The 15,711-nt window shown below is 71.4% G+C and carries 14 protein-coding genes; 8 read left to right on the top strand and 6 right to left on the bottom strand.

Going from position 1 to position 15,711, the window contains the following annotated elements; all coding sequences use genetic code 11:
• Positions 1 to 128: 128 nt before the first annotated feature.
• Complete coding sequence (locus ACIA6T_RS01870) at positions 129 to 608, bottom strand: DUF1772 domain-containing protein (protein WP_399444579.1); 480 nt, start codon at positions 606 to 608, stop codon at positions 129 to 131.
• Positions 609 to 843: 235 nt separating this feature from the next.
• On the opposite strand from ACIA6T_RS01870, the gene ACIA6T_RS01865 reads away from it, so the two are divergent.
• Positions 844 to 1,476 carry a uridine kinase gene (locus ACIA6T_RS01865; RefSeq protein WP_399444578.1) on the top strand — a complete coding sequence of 211 codons (633 nt, stop codon included), beginning with the start codon at positions 844 to 846 and terminating at the stop codon, positions 1,474 to 1,476.
• A 37-nt stretch (positions 1,477 to 1,513) separates the two neighbouring features.
• On the opposite strand, the gene ACIA6T_RS01860 is transcribed toward ACIA6T_RS01865, so the two are convergent.
• From ACIA6T_RS01860 to ACIA6T_RS01850, 3 genes are all read right to left on the bottom strand, one after another.
• Entirely contained in the window at positions 1,514 to 2,641 is a 1,128-nt protein-coding gene (locus tag ACIA6T_RS01860) for a magnesium and cobalt transport protein CorA (protein WP_399444577.1), read from the bottom strand.
• Positions 2,642 to 2,803: 162 nt separating this feature from the next.
• Positions 2,804 to 3,736 (bottom strand): carbohydrate kinase family protein, encoded by a 933-nt coding sequence (locus tag ACIA6T_RS01855; RefSeq protein ID WP_399444809.1) that lies wholly within the window; start codon positions 3,734 to 3,736, stop codon positions 2,804 to 2,806.
• Complete coding sequence (locus tag ACIA6T_RS01850) at positions 3,718 to 4,629, bottom strand: pseudouridine-5'-phosphate glycosidase (RefSeq protein ID WP_399444576.1); 912 nt, start codon at positions 4,627 to 4,629, stop codon at positions 3,718 to 3,720. Before ACIA6T_RS01850 ends, ACIA6T_RS01855 begins: the two co-directional genes overlap by 19 nt.
• A gap of 102 nt (positions 4,630 to 4,731) precedes the next feature.
• Between ACIA6T_RS01850 and ACIA6T_RS01845 the strand changes: the two genes are divergently transcribed.
• Positions 4,732 to 5,160 (top strand): VOC family protein, encoded by a 429-nt coding sequence (locus tag ACIA6T_RS01845; protein ID WP_399444575.1) that lies wholly within the window; start codon positions 4,732 to 4,734, stop codon positions 5,158 to 5,160.
• 241 nt (positions 5,161 to 5,401) lie between these two features.
• On the opposite strand, the gene ACIA6T_RS01840 is transcribed toward ACIA6T_RS01845, so the two are convergent.
• Complete coding sequence (locus ACIA6T_RS01840) at positions 5,402 to 5,956, bottom strand: methylated-DNA--[protein]-cysteine S-methyltransferase (protein ID WP_399444574.1); 555 nt, start codon at positions 5,954 to 5,956, stop codon at positions 5,402 to 5,404.
• A 47-nt stretch (positions 5,957 to 6,003) separates the two neighbouring features.
• On the bottom strand, positions 6,004 to 6,876 hold the full coding sequence (locus tag ACIA6T_RS01835; protein WP_399444573.1) for a glycerophosphodiester phosphodiesterase: 873 nt from the start codon (positions 6,874 to 6,876) through the stop codon (positions 6,004 to 6,006).
• 279 nt (positions 6,877 to 7,155) lie between these two features.
• Between ACIA6T_RS01835 and ACIA6T_RS01830 the strand changes: the two genes are divergently transcribed.
• The 6 genes from ACIA6T_RS01830 (at position 7,156) to ACIA6T_RS01805 (ending at position 15,655) form a co-directional block, all read left to right on the top strand.
• Complete coding sequence (locus ACIA6T_RS01830) at positions 7,156 to 8,019, top strand: MHYT domain-containing protein (RefSeq protein ID WP_399444572.1); 864 nt, start codon at positions 7,156 to 7,158, stop codon at positions 8,017 to 8,019.
• Positions 8,020 to 8,059: 40 nt separating this feature from the next.
• Positions 8,060 to 10,207, top strand: a complete 2,148-nt coding sequence (uvrB, locus tag ACIA6T_RS01825; protein ID WP_399444571.1) for an excinuclease ABC subunit UvrB — start codon at positions 8,060 to 8,062, stop codon at positions 10,205 to 10,207.
• A 135-nt stretch (positions 10,208 to 10,342) separates the two neighbouring features.
• A complete protein-coding gene (locus ACIA6T_RS01820; RefSeq protein ID WP_085574769.1) occupies positions 10,343 to 10,921 on the top strand; it encodes a TerD family protein in 579 nt (192 codons plus the stop codon).
• Positions 10,922 to 10,973: 52 nt separating this feature from the next.
• Positions 10,974 to 12,977 carry a TerD family protein gene (locus ACIA6T_RS01815; protein ID WP_399444570.1) on the top strand — a complete coding sequence of 668 codons (2,004 nt, stop codon included), beginning with the start codon at positions 10,974 to 10,976 and terminating at the stop codon, positions 12,975 to 12,977.
• 287 nt (positions 12,978 to 13,264) lie between these two features.
• Positions 13,265 to 14,266 carry a TerC/Alx family metal homeostasis membrane protein gene (locus ACIA6T_RS01810; protein ID WP_399444569.1) on the top strand — a complete coding sequence of 334 codons (1,002 nt, stop codon included), beginning with the start codon at positions 13,265 to 13,267 and terminating at the stop codon, positions 14,264 to 14,266.
• A gap of 285 nt (positions 14,267 to 14,551) precedes the next feature.
• Positions 14,552 to 15,655 carry a calcium:proton antiporter gene (locus ACIA6T_RS01805; RefSeq protein WP_399444568.1) on the top strand — a complete coding sequence of 368 codons (1,104 nt, stop codon included), beginning with the start codon at positions 14,552 to 14,554 and terminating at the stop codon, positions 15,653 to 15,655.
• The last annotated feature ends 56 nt before the right edge of the window (positions 15,656 to 15,711 follow it).

Raw genomic sequence — 15,711 nt, 5'->3', positions numbered from 1 at the left:
CCCGCAGAGCGCCGGGACAGCGCTTTCCCGGAAACCCGCCGGCCGCCCGCCGGCCGCCCGCCGGCCGCCCGCCGGCCGCCCGCCGGCCGCCCGCCGGCCGCCCGTCGACCGTCTGCCGACCGGGTCCCTCAGACGAGGGCCAGGAGGTACGCCACCGCCGCCCCGGCCGAGGCGAACGCGCGGACGTGGTTCCACATCGTCCACTCGCGCACATAGACCGGCCAGTACGCGACCGCCTCCGGACCGCCCGGTTCGAGCCGGGCCAGCGCCTCGTTGCGCGGTATGTTCGCGACCACGGTCAGCCCGAACGAGCCGACCAGGTACAGGACACCACCCACCAGCAGCTCGACCGTCCCCTCGTCCGGCCACAGCACGAACGTCACCACCGTGACCACCGCGCACAGCATCGCCGTACCGAGGAACAGCAGCATGAAGGCCGGCCGCACCGCCGCCACGTTGACCGCTTGCATCGCGGCCACCCCCTGCGCCGGCGGCAGCGCCGCGAGCCCTCTCATCACGAACGTCGAGAAGGCGCAGAAGACCCCGGCCACCAGCCCTGTCCCGAGCACACCCAGCACCGTCAGCACGAAGTACGGCCCGTTGATCATGTCGTCACCCCTGTTTCCGGCCGGGACCCTTCCCGGCCACCACCGTCATCACCAGTGAAAGCGCCCCTTGGCACCCCCGGCCATGGCCCAGGAGCGCGGGCGCGTGCGCGAACGTCCAGAACCGTCGAACGCCCCGGGCGTCACCCCTCCCTCCAGGCGGCCGGGCACCGGGCGCCGAACCCGTACCGCCGGGAGACCCACACGGCCGGACGGGCCGCAGGCGCATCATGGCCGTGTGCGACTTGAAGCGATCACCTGGGACCGGCTCGGCGACCTCCTCGCCGAGCGCCTGCTGGAGCTGAAGACGGCCGACGGCGGACCCTGGCCGAGGGTCGCCCTCGACGGCGCCCCCGCCGCACGCCCGGGAGACCTCGCCGAGCGGGTGGCCGAGGCGCTGCGGATACGTGGCCGGCCCTCCCTGGTCGTCGGCACCGAGGGCTTCCTGCGACCCGCCTCCGTCCGGCTCGAATACGGCCACCGGGACCTGGAGTCCTACTACGGCGGCTGGTACGACACCGGCGCCCTCTGGCGCGAGGTGTTCGGCCCCCTCGAACCCGGCGGGAGCGGACGCGTCCTGCCCGACCTGTGGGACCCCGTCACCGACCGCGCCACCCGCAGTCCCTACGTCCAACTCCCTCCGGGCGGCGTGCTGTTGCTGCACGGCCCCCTCCTCCTGCGCCACTGGTTCCCCTTCGACCTGAGCGTCCACGTCCTCCTCTCCCCGGGCGCCCTGCGCCGCCGTACCGCCGAGGACGGGCACTGGACCCTCCCCGCCTTCGAGCGCTACGAGCAGGAGACCGACCCCGCCGGCACGGCCGACGTACTGGTACGGGCCGACGACCCCCGCCATCCGGCCTGGCGCGGCTGACCCCGTCTCCCCGCCGGGCGGTGGGGAGCAGCGGGTCTCAGAGCCAGCGGCTGCGCCGGAACGCCCGGTACAGCAGCAGACACGCCACGGATATCACCCCGATGACCATGCCGTAGCCGTACCGCCAGTGCAGCTCCGGCATGTGGTCGAAGTTCATGCCGTACATCCCGCAGACCATCGTCGGCACCGCCACGATCGCCGCCCAAGCGGTGATCTTGCGCATGTCCTCGTTCTGCGCGACCGTGACCTGCGCCAGATGCGCCTGGAGAATGGAGTTCAGCAACTCGTCGAAGGCCGCTATCTGCTCCTTCGCCCGCAGCAGATGGTCGGAGACGTCACGGAAGTACGCCTGTGTCTCCGGGGCGACCACCCGGATCGGCCGGGTGGCGAGCTCCTCCAGCGGCCGGCCCAGCGGCACCACCGCCCGCTTCAGTTCGAGGAGTTCACGCTTGAGCTGGTAGATGCGGCCCGGATCGACCCGCGCGCCGTACTCCGCGAACACATCCGTCTCGACCTGGTCGATGTCATCCTGGACCGAGTCGATGACGGTCAGGTAGTCGTCGACCACATGGTCCGCGATCGCGTGCAGCACCGTGGACGGGCCCAGGGCGAGCTGCTCGGTACCGGACTCCAGCCCCTCGCGCAGCGGACCCAGCGAGCCGTGCCGGCCGTGCCGCACCGTGACCACGAAGTCCTTGCCGAGGAACACCATGATCTCGCCGGTGTCCACCACCTCGCTGTTCGCGGTGAGTTCCTCGTGCTCGACGTAACAGACCGTCTTGAACACGGCGAACAGCGTCTCCCCGTACCGCTCCAGCTTGGGCCGCTGGTGGGCCTCGACCGCGTCCTCCACCGCCAGCGGATGCAGGTCGAACAGCTCCGCGATGCCGGCGAACTCCCGGGTGGTCGGCTCGTGCAGCCCCAGCCAGACGAAACCCTCCCCGCTCTTGCGCACCTGCCTCACCGCGTCCACCAGGTCCCCGCGCGCGCCGGTGCGGTGACCGTCCCTGTACGTCACGCAGTTGACCACCGAGGAGCCCAGCGGGGAGCGGGCCGGATGACTCAGGTCCACACGGGGCCGTCGCCGCGCCAGCCGCGCCACCCGGCGCAGCCCGCCGACCCTGCCGAGGCTCGTGACCTTCCGCAGATTCCCTGCCATGGACATCCGGTTCTCCTTGCGTGGTTCCCCCGCGCCGTCCTGCTTCCCGCGCTCCGGATCGCCAGTCTGCCAGTCCCGGACGAGTCGTGTGCGAGCCTGTGGGAAGAGGAAATTCCGCTTTGTTCCCGCCTGTGGACAAGGGAGTTCGCCCATCGCGACGCCCGTTCGTCAGGCGGGTGCCGGCGGACGGCCCCCTGTGTGTTCCACCGCCTGCGCGCCCACCCGGCAGCCCTCCCGCGCCGCCTGCTCCGGGTCGGCTCCCGCGAGCAGGGCCGCGAGGAACGCGCCCGTGAACGCGTCACCGGCACCCGTGGTGTCCCGTGGCACCGCCGGTACGGCCGGGACGCGGGCGTACACCTCCCCGGACCGCGCGAGCAGCGCGCCCTCGGCACCCTGCTTGGCCACCACCAGCGGAACGTGCCGGCTCAGCCGCGCCGCTGCGTCCGCGACCTCGGACGCCCCCGTGAGCAGGCACGCCTCGTCACGGCTGGGCAGCAGGACGTCCACGCCCTCGACCAGCGACAGGAACCGGTCGACGCCCAGCCGCACGAGGAACCCCGCCGACGCCGGATCCAGACTCACCGGCACCCCACGGGCCCGCGCCGCCTTCGACGCCACCGCGGCCAGGGCCCTGCTCGGCTCGGTGAACAGCAGATAGCCCGACAGATGCAGCCGCGCCACCCCGTCCAGCAACGCGTCCGACCAGTCGCCGGGGTCCAGCCGCAGCGACGCGCCACTGTCGGTGAGGAACGTCCGCTCGGCCGCCGCGCCCTCGTCGACCAGGCAGATCACCGTCCCCGTCGGCGCCTGTCCGTCCACGACCAGCAGCGGGCGGACCCCGCAGGCGGCCAGCTCCCGCTCGTGCCAGTCCGCCGCGTCCTCGCCCACCCGCCCGAGGAGCCGCACCTCCGTACCCTCCCGACACGCCGCCCAGCAGGCCACGTTGGCGCCCGCGCCGCCCGGCACCGTCCGGATCACCGCCGCCGTGTCCGTCCCCGGCGCGAGCGGCGCCCGGTGCCGGGCGACCACATCCGTGATCACATCGCCGACGACCAGCAGCGCCCCGCCCCGCACCGCGTCCGTCACTCCCCGGCGGCCCAGGCCGCCGCGACCCGCGCGGCCAGACGTACGTTGCCCCGGACCGCCGCCAGGTTCGCGGCGAGGGAGGCGCCGTCGGTGTGCCGGACCAGGTGGTCGAGCAGGAACGGCGTGACGGCCTGACCGGTGACACCCTCCGCCTCGCACGCGCGCAGTGCCTCGTCGAGCACCCGCGCGTGCAGTCCGGGATCCAACTGCTCCCCCTCGGGGACCGGGTTGGCCACGATCAGCGCCGACTCGGGTCCGTCCAGCGCGTCCTGCGCCCGCATGACCTCCGCGACCCGTGCCGGAGAGTCCAGCCGCCAGTCCACGGGGTGCCCGGAGTCGGACAGGTAGAAGCCGGGGAAGCGGTCCGTGCCGTATCCGGCGACCGCCACCCCCAGCGTCTCCAGCCGCTGCAGGGTCGCGGGCACGTCCAGGATCGACTTCACGCCCGCGCACACCACGGTGATCCGGGTCCGCGCCAGCAGGCCGAGGTCGGCCGACTCGTCCTGGGTCACCGTCCACTGCCGGTGCACGCCACCGAGCCCTCCGGTGGCGAACACCCGTATGCCCGCGAGCGCCGCCAGCAGGGCCGTGGCCGACACCGTGGTCGCCCCGCTCGCCCCGGCGGCCACCGCGAGCGGGAGGTCACGATGGCCCAGCTTGCGGATGCCGTCCTCGCCCGCGACCCGCTCCAACTGGTCCTCGTCCAGGCCGACCCGGGGCCGTCCGTCCAGCACGGCGATCGTCGCCGGTACCGCGCCCTCCCGCCGTACGGCCGCCTCCAGCTCCAGCGCCACCTGGAGGTTGCGCGGCCGGGGCAGTCCGTGGGCGATGATCGTGGACTCCAGGGCCACCACGGGGCGGGCCGCGGCGATCGCCTCCCGTACCTCTTCGGACACCATGAGCACCACGGGTCTGCCTCCTGTCTGCCGGTTCTCCCTCATCTCTGGCGGGCCGGGCACCGGGCCAAACCCCCTTGCGCGCGGTCATGGGCGTCGCGGAGGCTGGGAGTCATGACGGACAACACGACTCGCCTCGACCACATCGTCCTGTGGGTGAGCGATCCCATCGCCGCCGCCGGTTTCTACGAGAAGGCCGTGGGCCTGGAGCCCGTCCGGCTCACCGAGTACTCCGTCGGTGAGGCGCCGTTTCCCTCGGTGCGGGTCAATGAGGAGACGATCCTCGATCTCATGCCGCGGGCCAAGGCGGAGCGCATGCGGATGCTGCCCGGTGCGGCGGAGAGTTCGGGGCATCCGGTGAACCATGTCTGTCTGTCGCTGACGGCCTCGGACTTCGACGCTCTGCGCAGTCGGCTGGAGGAGGGGTCCGTGCCGGTGTCGGATGTCTCGCGTGACTCCTTCGGGGCGCGGGGGGCGGCGCGGCGCAGCTTCTACTTCCGTGACCCGGATGGCAACGTGTTCGAGGCGCGGCACTACGACTGAGCGGGGGCGGCTGCGCGGCCCGGCGTTTGCGAGGTGCCTCGCGCTGGTGTGAGCCGGGGTGGCTTCGCAGCCCGGCGCCTTGTGAGGTGCCTCGCGTTTGTGTGGGGCGGGGGTGGGGTTACGCAGCCCGGCGCTTGCGGGGTGCCGTCGCGCCCAACCGTGCCGCCCTGCGGCACGATCGCCCGCGGAGAGCGGGGCGGCGGCACGACTGCCCGTGGGGACGCGGGAGTGGTGGGGTGGGTCAGAACAGGGGCTCGGGGAGGATGCCCTCCAGGGTCAGGAGGTGGCGTTTTGTTTTCAGGCCGCCGCCGAAGCCGCCTATGCCGCCGTCGCTCTCCACGACCCGGTGGCACGGTACGACCACCGGCAGTGGGTTCGCGCCCATCGCCATGCCCACGGCCTGGGCCGCGCCGGGCCGGCCGACCCGGCGGGCCAGATCGCCGTACCCGACGACCGAGCCGAACGGCACCCCGGCGGCCAGCTCCCGCAGCACCTCGCGGTTGAAGCCCGAGATCAGCGACCAGTCCAGCGGCAGCTCGAAGTCCCGCCGCTCACCCGCGAAGTACGCCTCGACCTGCCGTATCGCCTCGGCCAGCAGCGGGGAGTCGGGCTCCTCGACGGGATCGGTGCCGAGCCGCGACGCCAGCCGCTCCAGCGCGCTGCCGCGCACCTCGTCGGTGGCGTGGAACACGACGTTGACCAGGCCCTCACGGGTCGCGGCCAGCAGCAGCGGGCCGATGCCGGTGCCGACGACGGCCCACACCACCCGCTGCTCGTACCGCCCATGGCTGTCCATGCGCACCACCGTACGGCCCGCCACTGACAACGCCCCGGGCGGACGCCTCAGCCCCGCACCGCGTCCCGCACCACGTCGGGCGTGTTGGTGATGATCCCGTCGACCCCGAACCCGGCGACCCGCCGGGCGGCGGCCGCGTCGTTCACGGTCCAGGTGCACACCTCCAGCGGCTTGCCGCGCGCCCCCTTGAAGGCGTGCACGGCGGCGACGTAACCGGCGGAGAGGGAACCGTGCGAGGGATTGATCTGGTCGGTGAAGGCCGCGTACGCGGGCAGGTCCGACACGGGCGGCGTCCCGAGGAAGCCCGTCTTCACCGCGGGCCGCAGATCGTGGACCGTCCGTACGCTGTCCGCGCTGAAGCTCTGCACGACCAGCCGGTTCCGCACATGCCGGCGGTCCAGCCAGCCCTCGTTGCCCAGCACCTTGACGATCTGCCGCTCCACACCGGGATACAGCTGAGGGTTCTTGATCTCCAGCAGCAGCTTCTGGCGGTGCCGCTCGACGCGGTGCACGAACTGCTCCAGCGTCGGCACGCGCGCGCCCGCGTACGCGGAGCCGAACCAGCTGCCCGCGTCCAGCCGGGCGATCTCCGCGGCGGTGAAGTCCTTCACCTTCCAGGGGGCCCGGTCGGGGAAGACCTCCTCGACGTCGGTGGTGCGCCGCAGGCTGTCGTCGTGCAGGACGACGAGTTCACCGTCCCTGGTGCGCTGGACGTCGTTCTCCACCCAGTCGACGCCGAGCGCGGCGGCCTTGTCGACGGCCTCCAGGGTGTTCTCGGGCGCGTACGCGGACGCGCCCCGGTGGGCTATCACCAGGGGCCGCGCGGAGTTCTCCGCGGCCCGCGCGGGGGAGAGCGGGAGCAGGAGGGCGGCGGTGCCCAGGAGCGCGGTGGCCGAGGCGGTGACAGTGCGTGCGTGCATGTGTACTCCTCGCGTCGAGCGGTCACGGTCGGTTCAACTGTGACAGCAGAGGGTCGACGTGAGATGAGTGCGGGATGGCCGTGGACCGAACGGTGTCGTCCGGACTCCGCACACCGATGCCACACACCTGGGGCAAGGGCGTGTTTCTTTGCCGGATAGTCGTTCGACCATTCCGGTGGGGGTCATACTCTCTGCGTCATTCCTGGCCGCCGTCACGGCGCCAGGAGGGGGGTATATCAGGACGTTGCGGGACATACGTGTCGGGAAAGGCAGCCGCGCATGCAAGGCACGGTCGACGGATTCAGCTACGGTCTGGTCACACCGGTGGTGGCCTTCCTCATGGCCTGTCTCGGCGGCGCCCTGGGCCTGCGCTGCACCACCAGGGCCATCAGGATGTCCCGCTCCTGGCGCCCCGGCTGGCTCGCCCTGGGGGCCGCGACCATCGGCTCCGGCATATGGACGATGCACTTCGTCGCGATGACGGGCTTCACCATCGAGGGCACACCGATCCACTACGACCGGCTGATCACGTTCGCGAGTCTGGCCGTCGCCATCGTCATGGTGGGCATCGGGGTCTTCATCGTCGGTTACAAGGGCGCCTCCGGAACGGCCCTGTTCACCGGGGGCACCATCACCGGCCTCGGCATCGCCTCGATGCACTATCTCGGCATGGCCGGGATGAGCCTCGACGGATATCTGAAGTACGACGGCCTCACGGTCGCCGCGTCCGTGGCCATCGCCATGGCCGCCGCCAGCGCCGCCCTGTGGGCGGCCGGACAGGTACGGGGCTTCCTGTGGAGCGTGGGCGCCAGCGCCGTCATGGGGCTCGCGGTCACCGGGATGCACTACACCGGCATGGCCGCGCTGGAGGTGCACGTCCACGGCACGGCCGAGCCCGCCACGGGGGAACCGGCGGCCGCCCTGCTCGGACCGATGATGATCGGCCCGCTCGCCTTCCTCGTCCTCGCGGGCGTCGTGGTGGTCTTCGACCCGCTGATGGTCGCCGGCGGGCCCGCCGCACCCCCCGTCGAGCACAAGCCCGGCGTCCCCGCCCACTCCCCGGCCCACCACTCCCCGGCACGCCCGCGGCTGCGGGCCCGCGGCCCCGTGGAACACCGCTCCCGGACCCCGCAGCGCCGCTGATCCGGACCCGTTGTCAGTGGGGGGCCGTACGGTGGATGGCATGCGGCCCGTTTCCCAGATCGAACGCACGGTGGCGCCCTTCGAGGTCGTCAGTCCCTACCAGCCGAGCGGCGACCAGCCGACGGCCATCGCCGACCTCGCCCGGCGCATCGAAGCAGGTGAGAAGGACGTCGTCCTGCTCGGCGCGACCGGCACCGGCAAGTCCGCCACCACCGCGTGGATGATCGAGAAGCTCCAGCGCCCCACCCTGGTGATGGCGCCGAACAAGACCCTGGCCGCCCAGCTGGCCAACGAGTTCCGCGAGCTGCTGCCGAACAACGCGGTCGAATACTTCGTCTCGTACTACGACTACTACCAGCCCGAGGCGTACGTCCCGCAGTCGGACACCTACATCGAGAAGGACTCCTCGATCAACGAGGAGGTCGAGCGGCTGCGCCACTCCGCGACCAACTCGCTGCTCACCCGCCGTGACGTCGTCGTGGTCGCCTCCGTCTCCTGCATCTACGGCCTGGGCACCCCGCAGGAGTACGTGGACCGCATGGTCCCCCTCCGCGTGGGCGACGAGCTCGACCGGGACGAGCTGCTGCGCCGCTTCGTGGACATCCAGTACACGCGCAACGACATGGCCTTCACCCGCGGCACCTTCCGCGTCCGCGGCGACACCATCGAGATCTTCCCGGTCTACGAGGAGCTCGCCGTCCGCATCGAGATGTTCGGCGACGAGATCGAGGCGCTCTCCACGCTCCACCCGCTCACCGGCGAGATCATCAGCGACGACCGGCAGCTGTACGTCTTCCCGGCCTCCCACTACGTCGCGGGCCCCGAGCGGCTGGAGCGCGCGGTGGGCGACATCGAGAAGGAGCTCGGCGAGCGCCTGACCGAGCTGGAGAAGCAGGGCAAGCTCCTGGAGGCCCAGCGGCTGCGCATGCGCACCACGTACGACATCGAGATGCTCCGCCAGATCGGCTCCTGCTCCGGCGTGGAGAACTACTCGATGCACTTCGACGGCCGCTCGCCCGGCTCCCCGCCGAACACCCTGCTGGACTACTTCCCGGACGACTTCCTCCTCGTCATCGACGAGTCGCACGTCACCGTCCCGCAGATCGGCGCCATGTACGAGGGCGACGCCTCCCGCAAGCGCACCCTCGTCGACCACGGCTTCCGGCTCCCCTCCGCCCTGGACAACCGGCCACTGAAGTGGGAGGAGTTCCAGGAGCGCATCGGGCAGGCCGTCTACCTGTCGGCCACCCCCGGCCAGTACGAGCTCTCCCGCGCGGACGGCACCGTCGAACAGATCATCCGCCCCACCGGCCTCGTCGACCCCGAGGTCGTGGTCAAGCCCACCGAGGGCCAGATCGACGACCTGGTGCACGAGATCCGCACCCGCGTGGAGAAGGACGAACGCGTCCTGGTCACCACGCTCACCAAGAAGATGGCCGAGGACCTCACCGACTACTTCCTGGAACTCGGCATCCAGGTGCGCTATCTCCACAGCGACGTCGACACCCTGCGCCGGGTCGAGCTGCTGCGTGAGCTGCGCGCCGGCGAGTACGACGTCCTCGTCGGCATCAACCTGCTGCGCGAGGGCCTCGACCTGCCCGAGGTGTCCCTGGTCGCCATCCTCGACGCCGACAAGGAGGGCTTCCTGCGCTCGGGCACCTCCCTGATCCAGACCATCGGCCGCGCGGCGCGCAACGTCTCCGGCCAGGTCCACATGTACGCCGACAAGATCACCCCGGCGATGGAGAAGGCCATCGACGAGACCAACCGCCGCCGGGAGAAGCAGGTCGCGTACAACAAGGCGAACGGCATCGATCCCCAGCCGCTCCGCAAGAAGATCAACGACATCGTCGCGCAGATCGCCCGCGAGGACATCGACACCGAGGAACTGCTCGGCTCGGGCTACCGCCAGGCCAGGAAGGACGGCGGTGCCAAGGCGCCCGTGCCCTCCCTGGGCACCAAGGCGGCCAAGGGTGCGAAGAGCGCCAAGGGCGCCAGGGGCAAGGCCGCCGAGACCGCGCCGACCGACCGCCCCGCCGCCGAACTCGCCGAGCAGATCGAGGAGCTCACCACGCGGATGCGGGCCGCCGCGGCCGACCTGCAGTTCGAGATCGCGGCCCGGCTGCGCGACGAGGTCTCCGAGATGAAGAAGGAGTTGCGGCAGATGCAGGAGGCCGGCCTGTCCTGACGGCCGCGTACGCGATGTGTTGCAAGAACGACACAAAGTGCGGTCCCGGGTACGTCGCTGTCAGTGCCCCTGCGTAGGGTTCTGGTCAACCGCGATTGCGCGGTAACAGGGGAAGTTCGAGAGGGGAATCAGCGCGTGACCGTCAACATGACCAAGGGTCAGGCCATCAGTCTGCAGAAGAACGACGGTGGCAGCCTGACCGCGGTGCGCATGGGTCTCGGCTGGCAGGCGGCTCCCCGTCGCGGCCTGTTCGGCTCGCGCACCCGGGAGATCGACCTGGACGCCTCGGCCGTCCTGTTCGCGGACAAGCAGCCGGTCGACGTCGTCTTCTTCCGCCACCTGGTGAGCGACGACGGCTCCGTGCGCCACACCGGTGACAACCTCGTCGGCGGTGTCGGCCAGGGCGGCGACGACGAGGCCATCCTCGTCGACCTCTCGCGCGTCCCGGTCCACATCGACCAGATCGTCTTCACCGTGAACTCCTTCACGGGCCAGACCTTCCAGGAGGTGCAGAACGCGTTCTGCCGCCTCGTCGACGAGACCAACGGCCAGGAGCTCGCCCGCTACACGCTGGCCGGCGGTGGCGCCTACACGGCCCAGCTCATGGCGAAGGTGCACCGCACGGGCACGGGCTGGACGATGACGGCCCTCGGCAACCCGGCCAACGGCCGCACCTTCCAGGACCTGATGCCAGCGATCCTGCCGGTCCTCTAGGTACCACGGGCGATACGAGCAGCCACCACCGCGAGACAGGGGGACGAAGGCGATGACGGCCGAGCTGGTGCGGGGACAGAACCACCCGCTCTCCCAGTCCCGTCTGGAGATCAGGGTCTCGGCCGGCACGCCGGTCGTGGCCGTGGCCGCGCTCGGCGACGAGAACGGCCGGATCCACGGAGTGGAGTGGGTGGCCCACCCGGGCGCGCCCACCCAGCCCGGTCTCGAGGTGTCGCGGCAGGCGGCCGCCGACCACCGTCTCGCGGTGGACCTGGACGCCATGACGGACGCGGTGCACCGCGTCAGTGTGCTGCTCGCCCTGCCCGCCCCGGGCGGCCCGGGACCCGCCCGGTTCGGCGCCGTGGCCGCCCCCTTCGTCGCCGTCACCGGCCTGGACGGCGGCGAGATCGCCAGCTACACCATCACCGGCCTGGAGGCCGAGTCGGCCGTCGTCGCGCTGGAGCTCTACCGGCGGCAGGGCGCCTGGAAGGTGCGCGCCGTCGGCCAGGGCTACGCGGGCGGCCTGACCGACCTCCTCACCGACCAGGGCCTGCCCGAGGCCGTACCGCTCGCGGGCACCATCGACGAGGCGGTCGCGCGGGGCCTCGCCCGCTCCGTGCAGGCGCCCCCGCCCCGCCCGGCCGACGGCGACCGCTCCCGTCAGCCGGCCGCCCCCGCCCTCGGCCCCGACCAGGGCGGCACCGCACCGCAGGGCGCCCCCGGCCCCGTACCGCCGTCGTACGGCGGGCAGCCGGCCGGTGGGCCGGGACAGACCGGACCGCAGCCGGCGTACGGCGGAGCCGGCGCCGCGGACCCGTCCGCCACCACCGGCGGCCCGATCGACTACAGCCACCCCGGCCGGCGGAACTCCGCCCCACCGCCGCCCCCGCCCACCGCGCCGCCGGCGCAGCCCGGACAGCCCGCGCAGCCCGTCGCGGGGGACGCCACCGGCTGGTCCATGGAGGAGCGGCTCTACAACCAGGTCTGGGGCATGTTCGAGGACCTGGCCCGCACCACCGCCGCCTACCGCAGCGCCGTCGACTTCGCCGAGTCCCGCATGGACAAGGAGCTGGAGCAGACCCTCTCCGACCCGCGCAGCCGGATCGGCGGTCAGGGCGACGCCGCCCGCGAGGCCGCCCGGGCCCGGTACACCCACCTCGTCGACCAGGCGCGAGAGGTCCTCGACCGGGACCTCGTCCAGCTCGTCGCCGAGGCCGACGTCGTCGAACCCGCGCTGCCCCCCGCCTTCGCCCGCTGGGACAACCCCGCCTGGCACGCCTACCGGGTGCCGATGGAGATACCCATGGCACTGCGCCTGGGCGACCTGTGGCTGCCAGAGGCCGACCGGATCCGCATCCCGATGCTGCTCCGGCTGCCGCTGGAGCGCGGTCTGTGGATCGACAGCGGACGGGCCGACTCGGTCGACGGGTCGTTCACCGACTCCCACGACATGCGGCGCCTCGCCATGGAGACGGCGGTGGCGCACGCGGCCCGGCTGCTCGCCGTCTACCCGGCGGGCGAGTTCACCGTGCACGTCATCGACCCGGCCGGATCCGGGGCGCAGCCGCTGGCGCCGCTGACGCAGACCGGTGTGCTGGCGGCCCCGCCCGCCCAGGGCGCCGCGGGTGTGACGGACGTGCTGGGCCGGCTCACGCAGCGGGTCGACCTGGTGCAGATGGCGTTGCGCGGAGGTGCCCCGGACGCGCTGCCGCCCGGCTTCGACACCTCCCAGCAGCTGCTGATCGTCAACGACTTCCCGCACGGCTTCGACGACCGGGCCGTGAACCAGTTGCGCTACCTCGCGGACGAGGGCCCGGCCGTCGGGGTCCATCTGATGATGGTCGCCGACCGCGAGGAGTCCGCGGGCTACGGTCCGCTCCTCGACCCGCTGTGGCGTTCGCTGCTGCGACTGACCTCCGTGCCCGATGACCATCTGGCCGACCCGTGGGTCGGCCACGCCTGGACGTACGAGCCGCCGCTCGTGCCGCCGGGCAGCCAGGTCCTCCACCAGGTGCTCACCCAGGTCGCGGCGGCCCGCCGCTCATGGGACAGGTGACGTCCCGGCACCTTTGGCCAAGCTCGAGTAAAGCTCCTTCACCTGGGGCTTTGTATCTTTCTTTACCCATCCCTTTGCCAATCCTTGGTGATTGGGTACTGTTGACCGCACGGAGGGGAGTACTCCCTGTCTGTGCGGCGACCCCGTCAATACGGATCAGGCCAGATCCCGGGGCGTCGGCCCGAAGGACCGTCCGGACGCAGCCAAGCGCCGGAGGCCCGGGTGGAAGAGACCTCCGGCAGCGACGACGCTGACATTTGCCGTGTGATGTATCTGCCGGAGGCGCAGTGGATGTTTCCCTGACCCTATGGGTCCTGACGATCGTGGGCCTGTGTGCCCTCATCGCGGTCGACTTCTTCATCGGCCGCAAACCGCATGACGTATCCATCAAGGAAGCCGGAATCTGGACCATCGTCTGGATCGTCCTGGCCGCGCTCTTCGGACTCGGCCTGCTGATCTGGGGCGGAGGCCAGGCCGGAGGCGAGTTCTTCGCCGGCTACATCACCGAGAAGTCGCTGAGCGTCGACAACCTCTTCGTCTTCGTCCTGATCATGGCGAAGTTCGCGGTGCCGTCGCAGTACCAGCAGCGGGTACTCCTCATCGGCGTCCTCATAGCCCTGGTGCTGCGCGCGATCTTCATCGCCGCGGGCGCCGCGATCCTCGCCAGCTTCTCGTGGGTGTTCTACATCTTCGGCGCCTTCCTGATCTGGACCGCCTGGAAGCTCATCCAGGAGGCCCGGGCCGACGAGGAGGACGAGGAGTACGAGGAGAACAAGCTGCTCAAGGCCGCCGAGCGCCGCTTCGGCGTGGCCGACCGGTACCACGGCACCAAGCTGTGGATCGAGCAGAACGGCAAGCGGGTCATGACCCCGATGCTCGTAGTCATGCTCGCCATCGGCACCACGGACATCCTGTTCGCGCTCGACTCCATCCCCGCGATCTTCGGCCTGACCCAGGACCCGTACATCGTGTTCACGGCGAACGCGTTCGCGCTGATGGGCCTGAGGCAGCTGTACTTCCTCATCGGCGGCCTGCTGAAGAAGCTGGTCCACCTGTCCTACGGCCTGTCGATCATCCTCGGCTTCATCGGCGTGAAGCTGGTGCTGCACGCACTGCACGAGTCCGGGGTGCACGTCCCCGAGATCAGCATCCCGGTCTCGCTGGGCGTCATCTGCGCGGTCCTGATCGTCACCACGATCACCAGCCTGCTGGCCTCCCGCAAGCAGGCCGAGGCCGAGGCGGCGGCAGGCGGGGGCCAGGACCCCGTGAAGAACGACATCGACGTCTGACCCTGTCGGACACCGGAACGCCGGGACCGGGAGCGGAGGTCAGCACATCGCCGACCACCGCTCCCGGTCCCGTTCGTTCCCACTCCGCGCCGCCCGCCGGCGCCGACCGAACACGACTCGTACGAGGAGGCCATGCGTGACCATGATGACCCCGGGACGATCAGGATCGCGGAGCGGAGGGGCACGCCGTGCGGCGGTGACACCCCCCGCGCCCCCCACGGTCGGCCGGTGGTCGGAGAGCTGCGGTGAGGTGCGCCGCCCGTTCACGTCTGCGACGATCGCCCCATGACCGCTCGGCTCAGGTCACTCGCGGCACAGTGGACGACCCTGGTGCCGGCGTTCGCCGTAGTTCTGCTGATCCTGACCTGGGGACGCGAACTGCCCGGCTGGGTCGTCGTACTGGTGACCGCGGTTCTCGCGGGATCCGTGCTGGCGGCCGTGCACCACGCCGAGGTGGTCGCGCACCGGGTCGGTGAACCCTTCGGCTCCCTGGTCCTCGCGGTCGCCGTCACCGTCATCGAGGTGGCGCTCATCGTCACGCTGATGCTCGACGGCGGGGACAAGAGCGCGACGCTCGCCAGGGACACCGTGTTCGCGGCCGTGATGATCACCGTCAACGGCATTCTCGGACTGAGCCTGCTGGTGGGCTCACTGCGCCACGGCACGGCGGTGTTCAATTCGGAAGGCACCGGCGCGGCCCTCGCCACGGTCGCGACCCTGGCGACCCTCAGCCTCGTGCTGCCGACGTTCACCACGAGCAAGCCGGGCCCGGAGTTCTCCACCGTGCAGCTCACGTTCGCGGCGGTCTCCTCACTGACCCTCTACGCCTTGTTCGTGGCGACCCAGACCGTCAGACACCGCGACTACTTCCTGCCGATCGTCAAGCAGAGCGAAGCGGCGGCCTCCGAGCAGGAGCACGCCGAGGCACCCTCCACGCGCACCGCCCTGATCAGCCTCGGACTGCTGGGCCTGGCCCTGGTCGGAGTGGTCGGGCTGGCCAAAGGGGTCTCGCCCACGATCGAGTCCGGAGTGGACGCCGCCGGGCTGCCCCACTCCGTCGTCGGTGTGATCATCGCCCTGCTGGTCCTGCTCCCGGAGACCATCGCCGCGGTGCGCGCCTCGCGCCGCAACCAGGTGCAGACCAGCATGAACCTCGCGCTCGGTTCGGCGATGGCCAGCATCGGCCTGACCATCCCCGCCGTCGCGCTGGCCTCCCTCTGGCTCCCCGGCCCGCTTGTCCTCGGCCTCGGCAACACCCATATGGTGCTGCTCGCCCTGACCATGGTGGTGGGCGCCCTGACCGTGGTCCCCGGGCGGGCCACACCACTCCAGGGCGGCGTGCACCTGGTGCTGCTCGCGGCCTATCTGGAACTGGCGCTCAACCCCTAGCGGGGAGTACGTCGCCCGGCGGCGCAGGACGCGTTCCCCGGCGCTCGTGGACCGCC

Source organism: Streptomyces sp. NPDC051740 (genome assembly GCF_044453165.1).
Lineage (GTDB): Bacteria > Actinomycetota > Actinomycetes > Streptomycetales > Streptomycetaceae > Streptomyces > Streptomyces atrovirens.
This window is presented reverse-complemented; position numbering and strand designations above follow the sequence as displayed.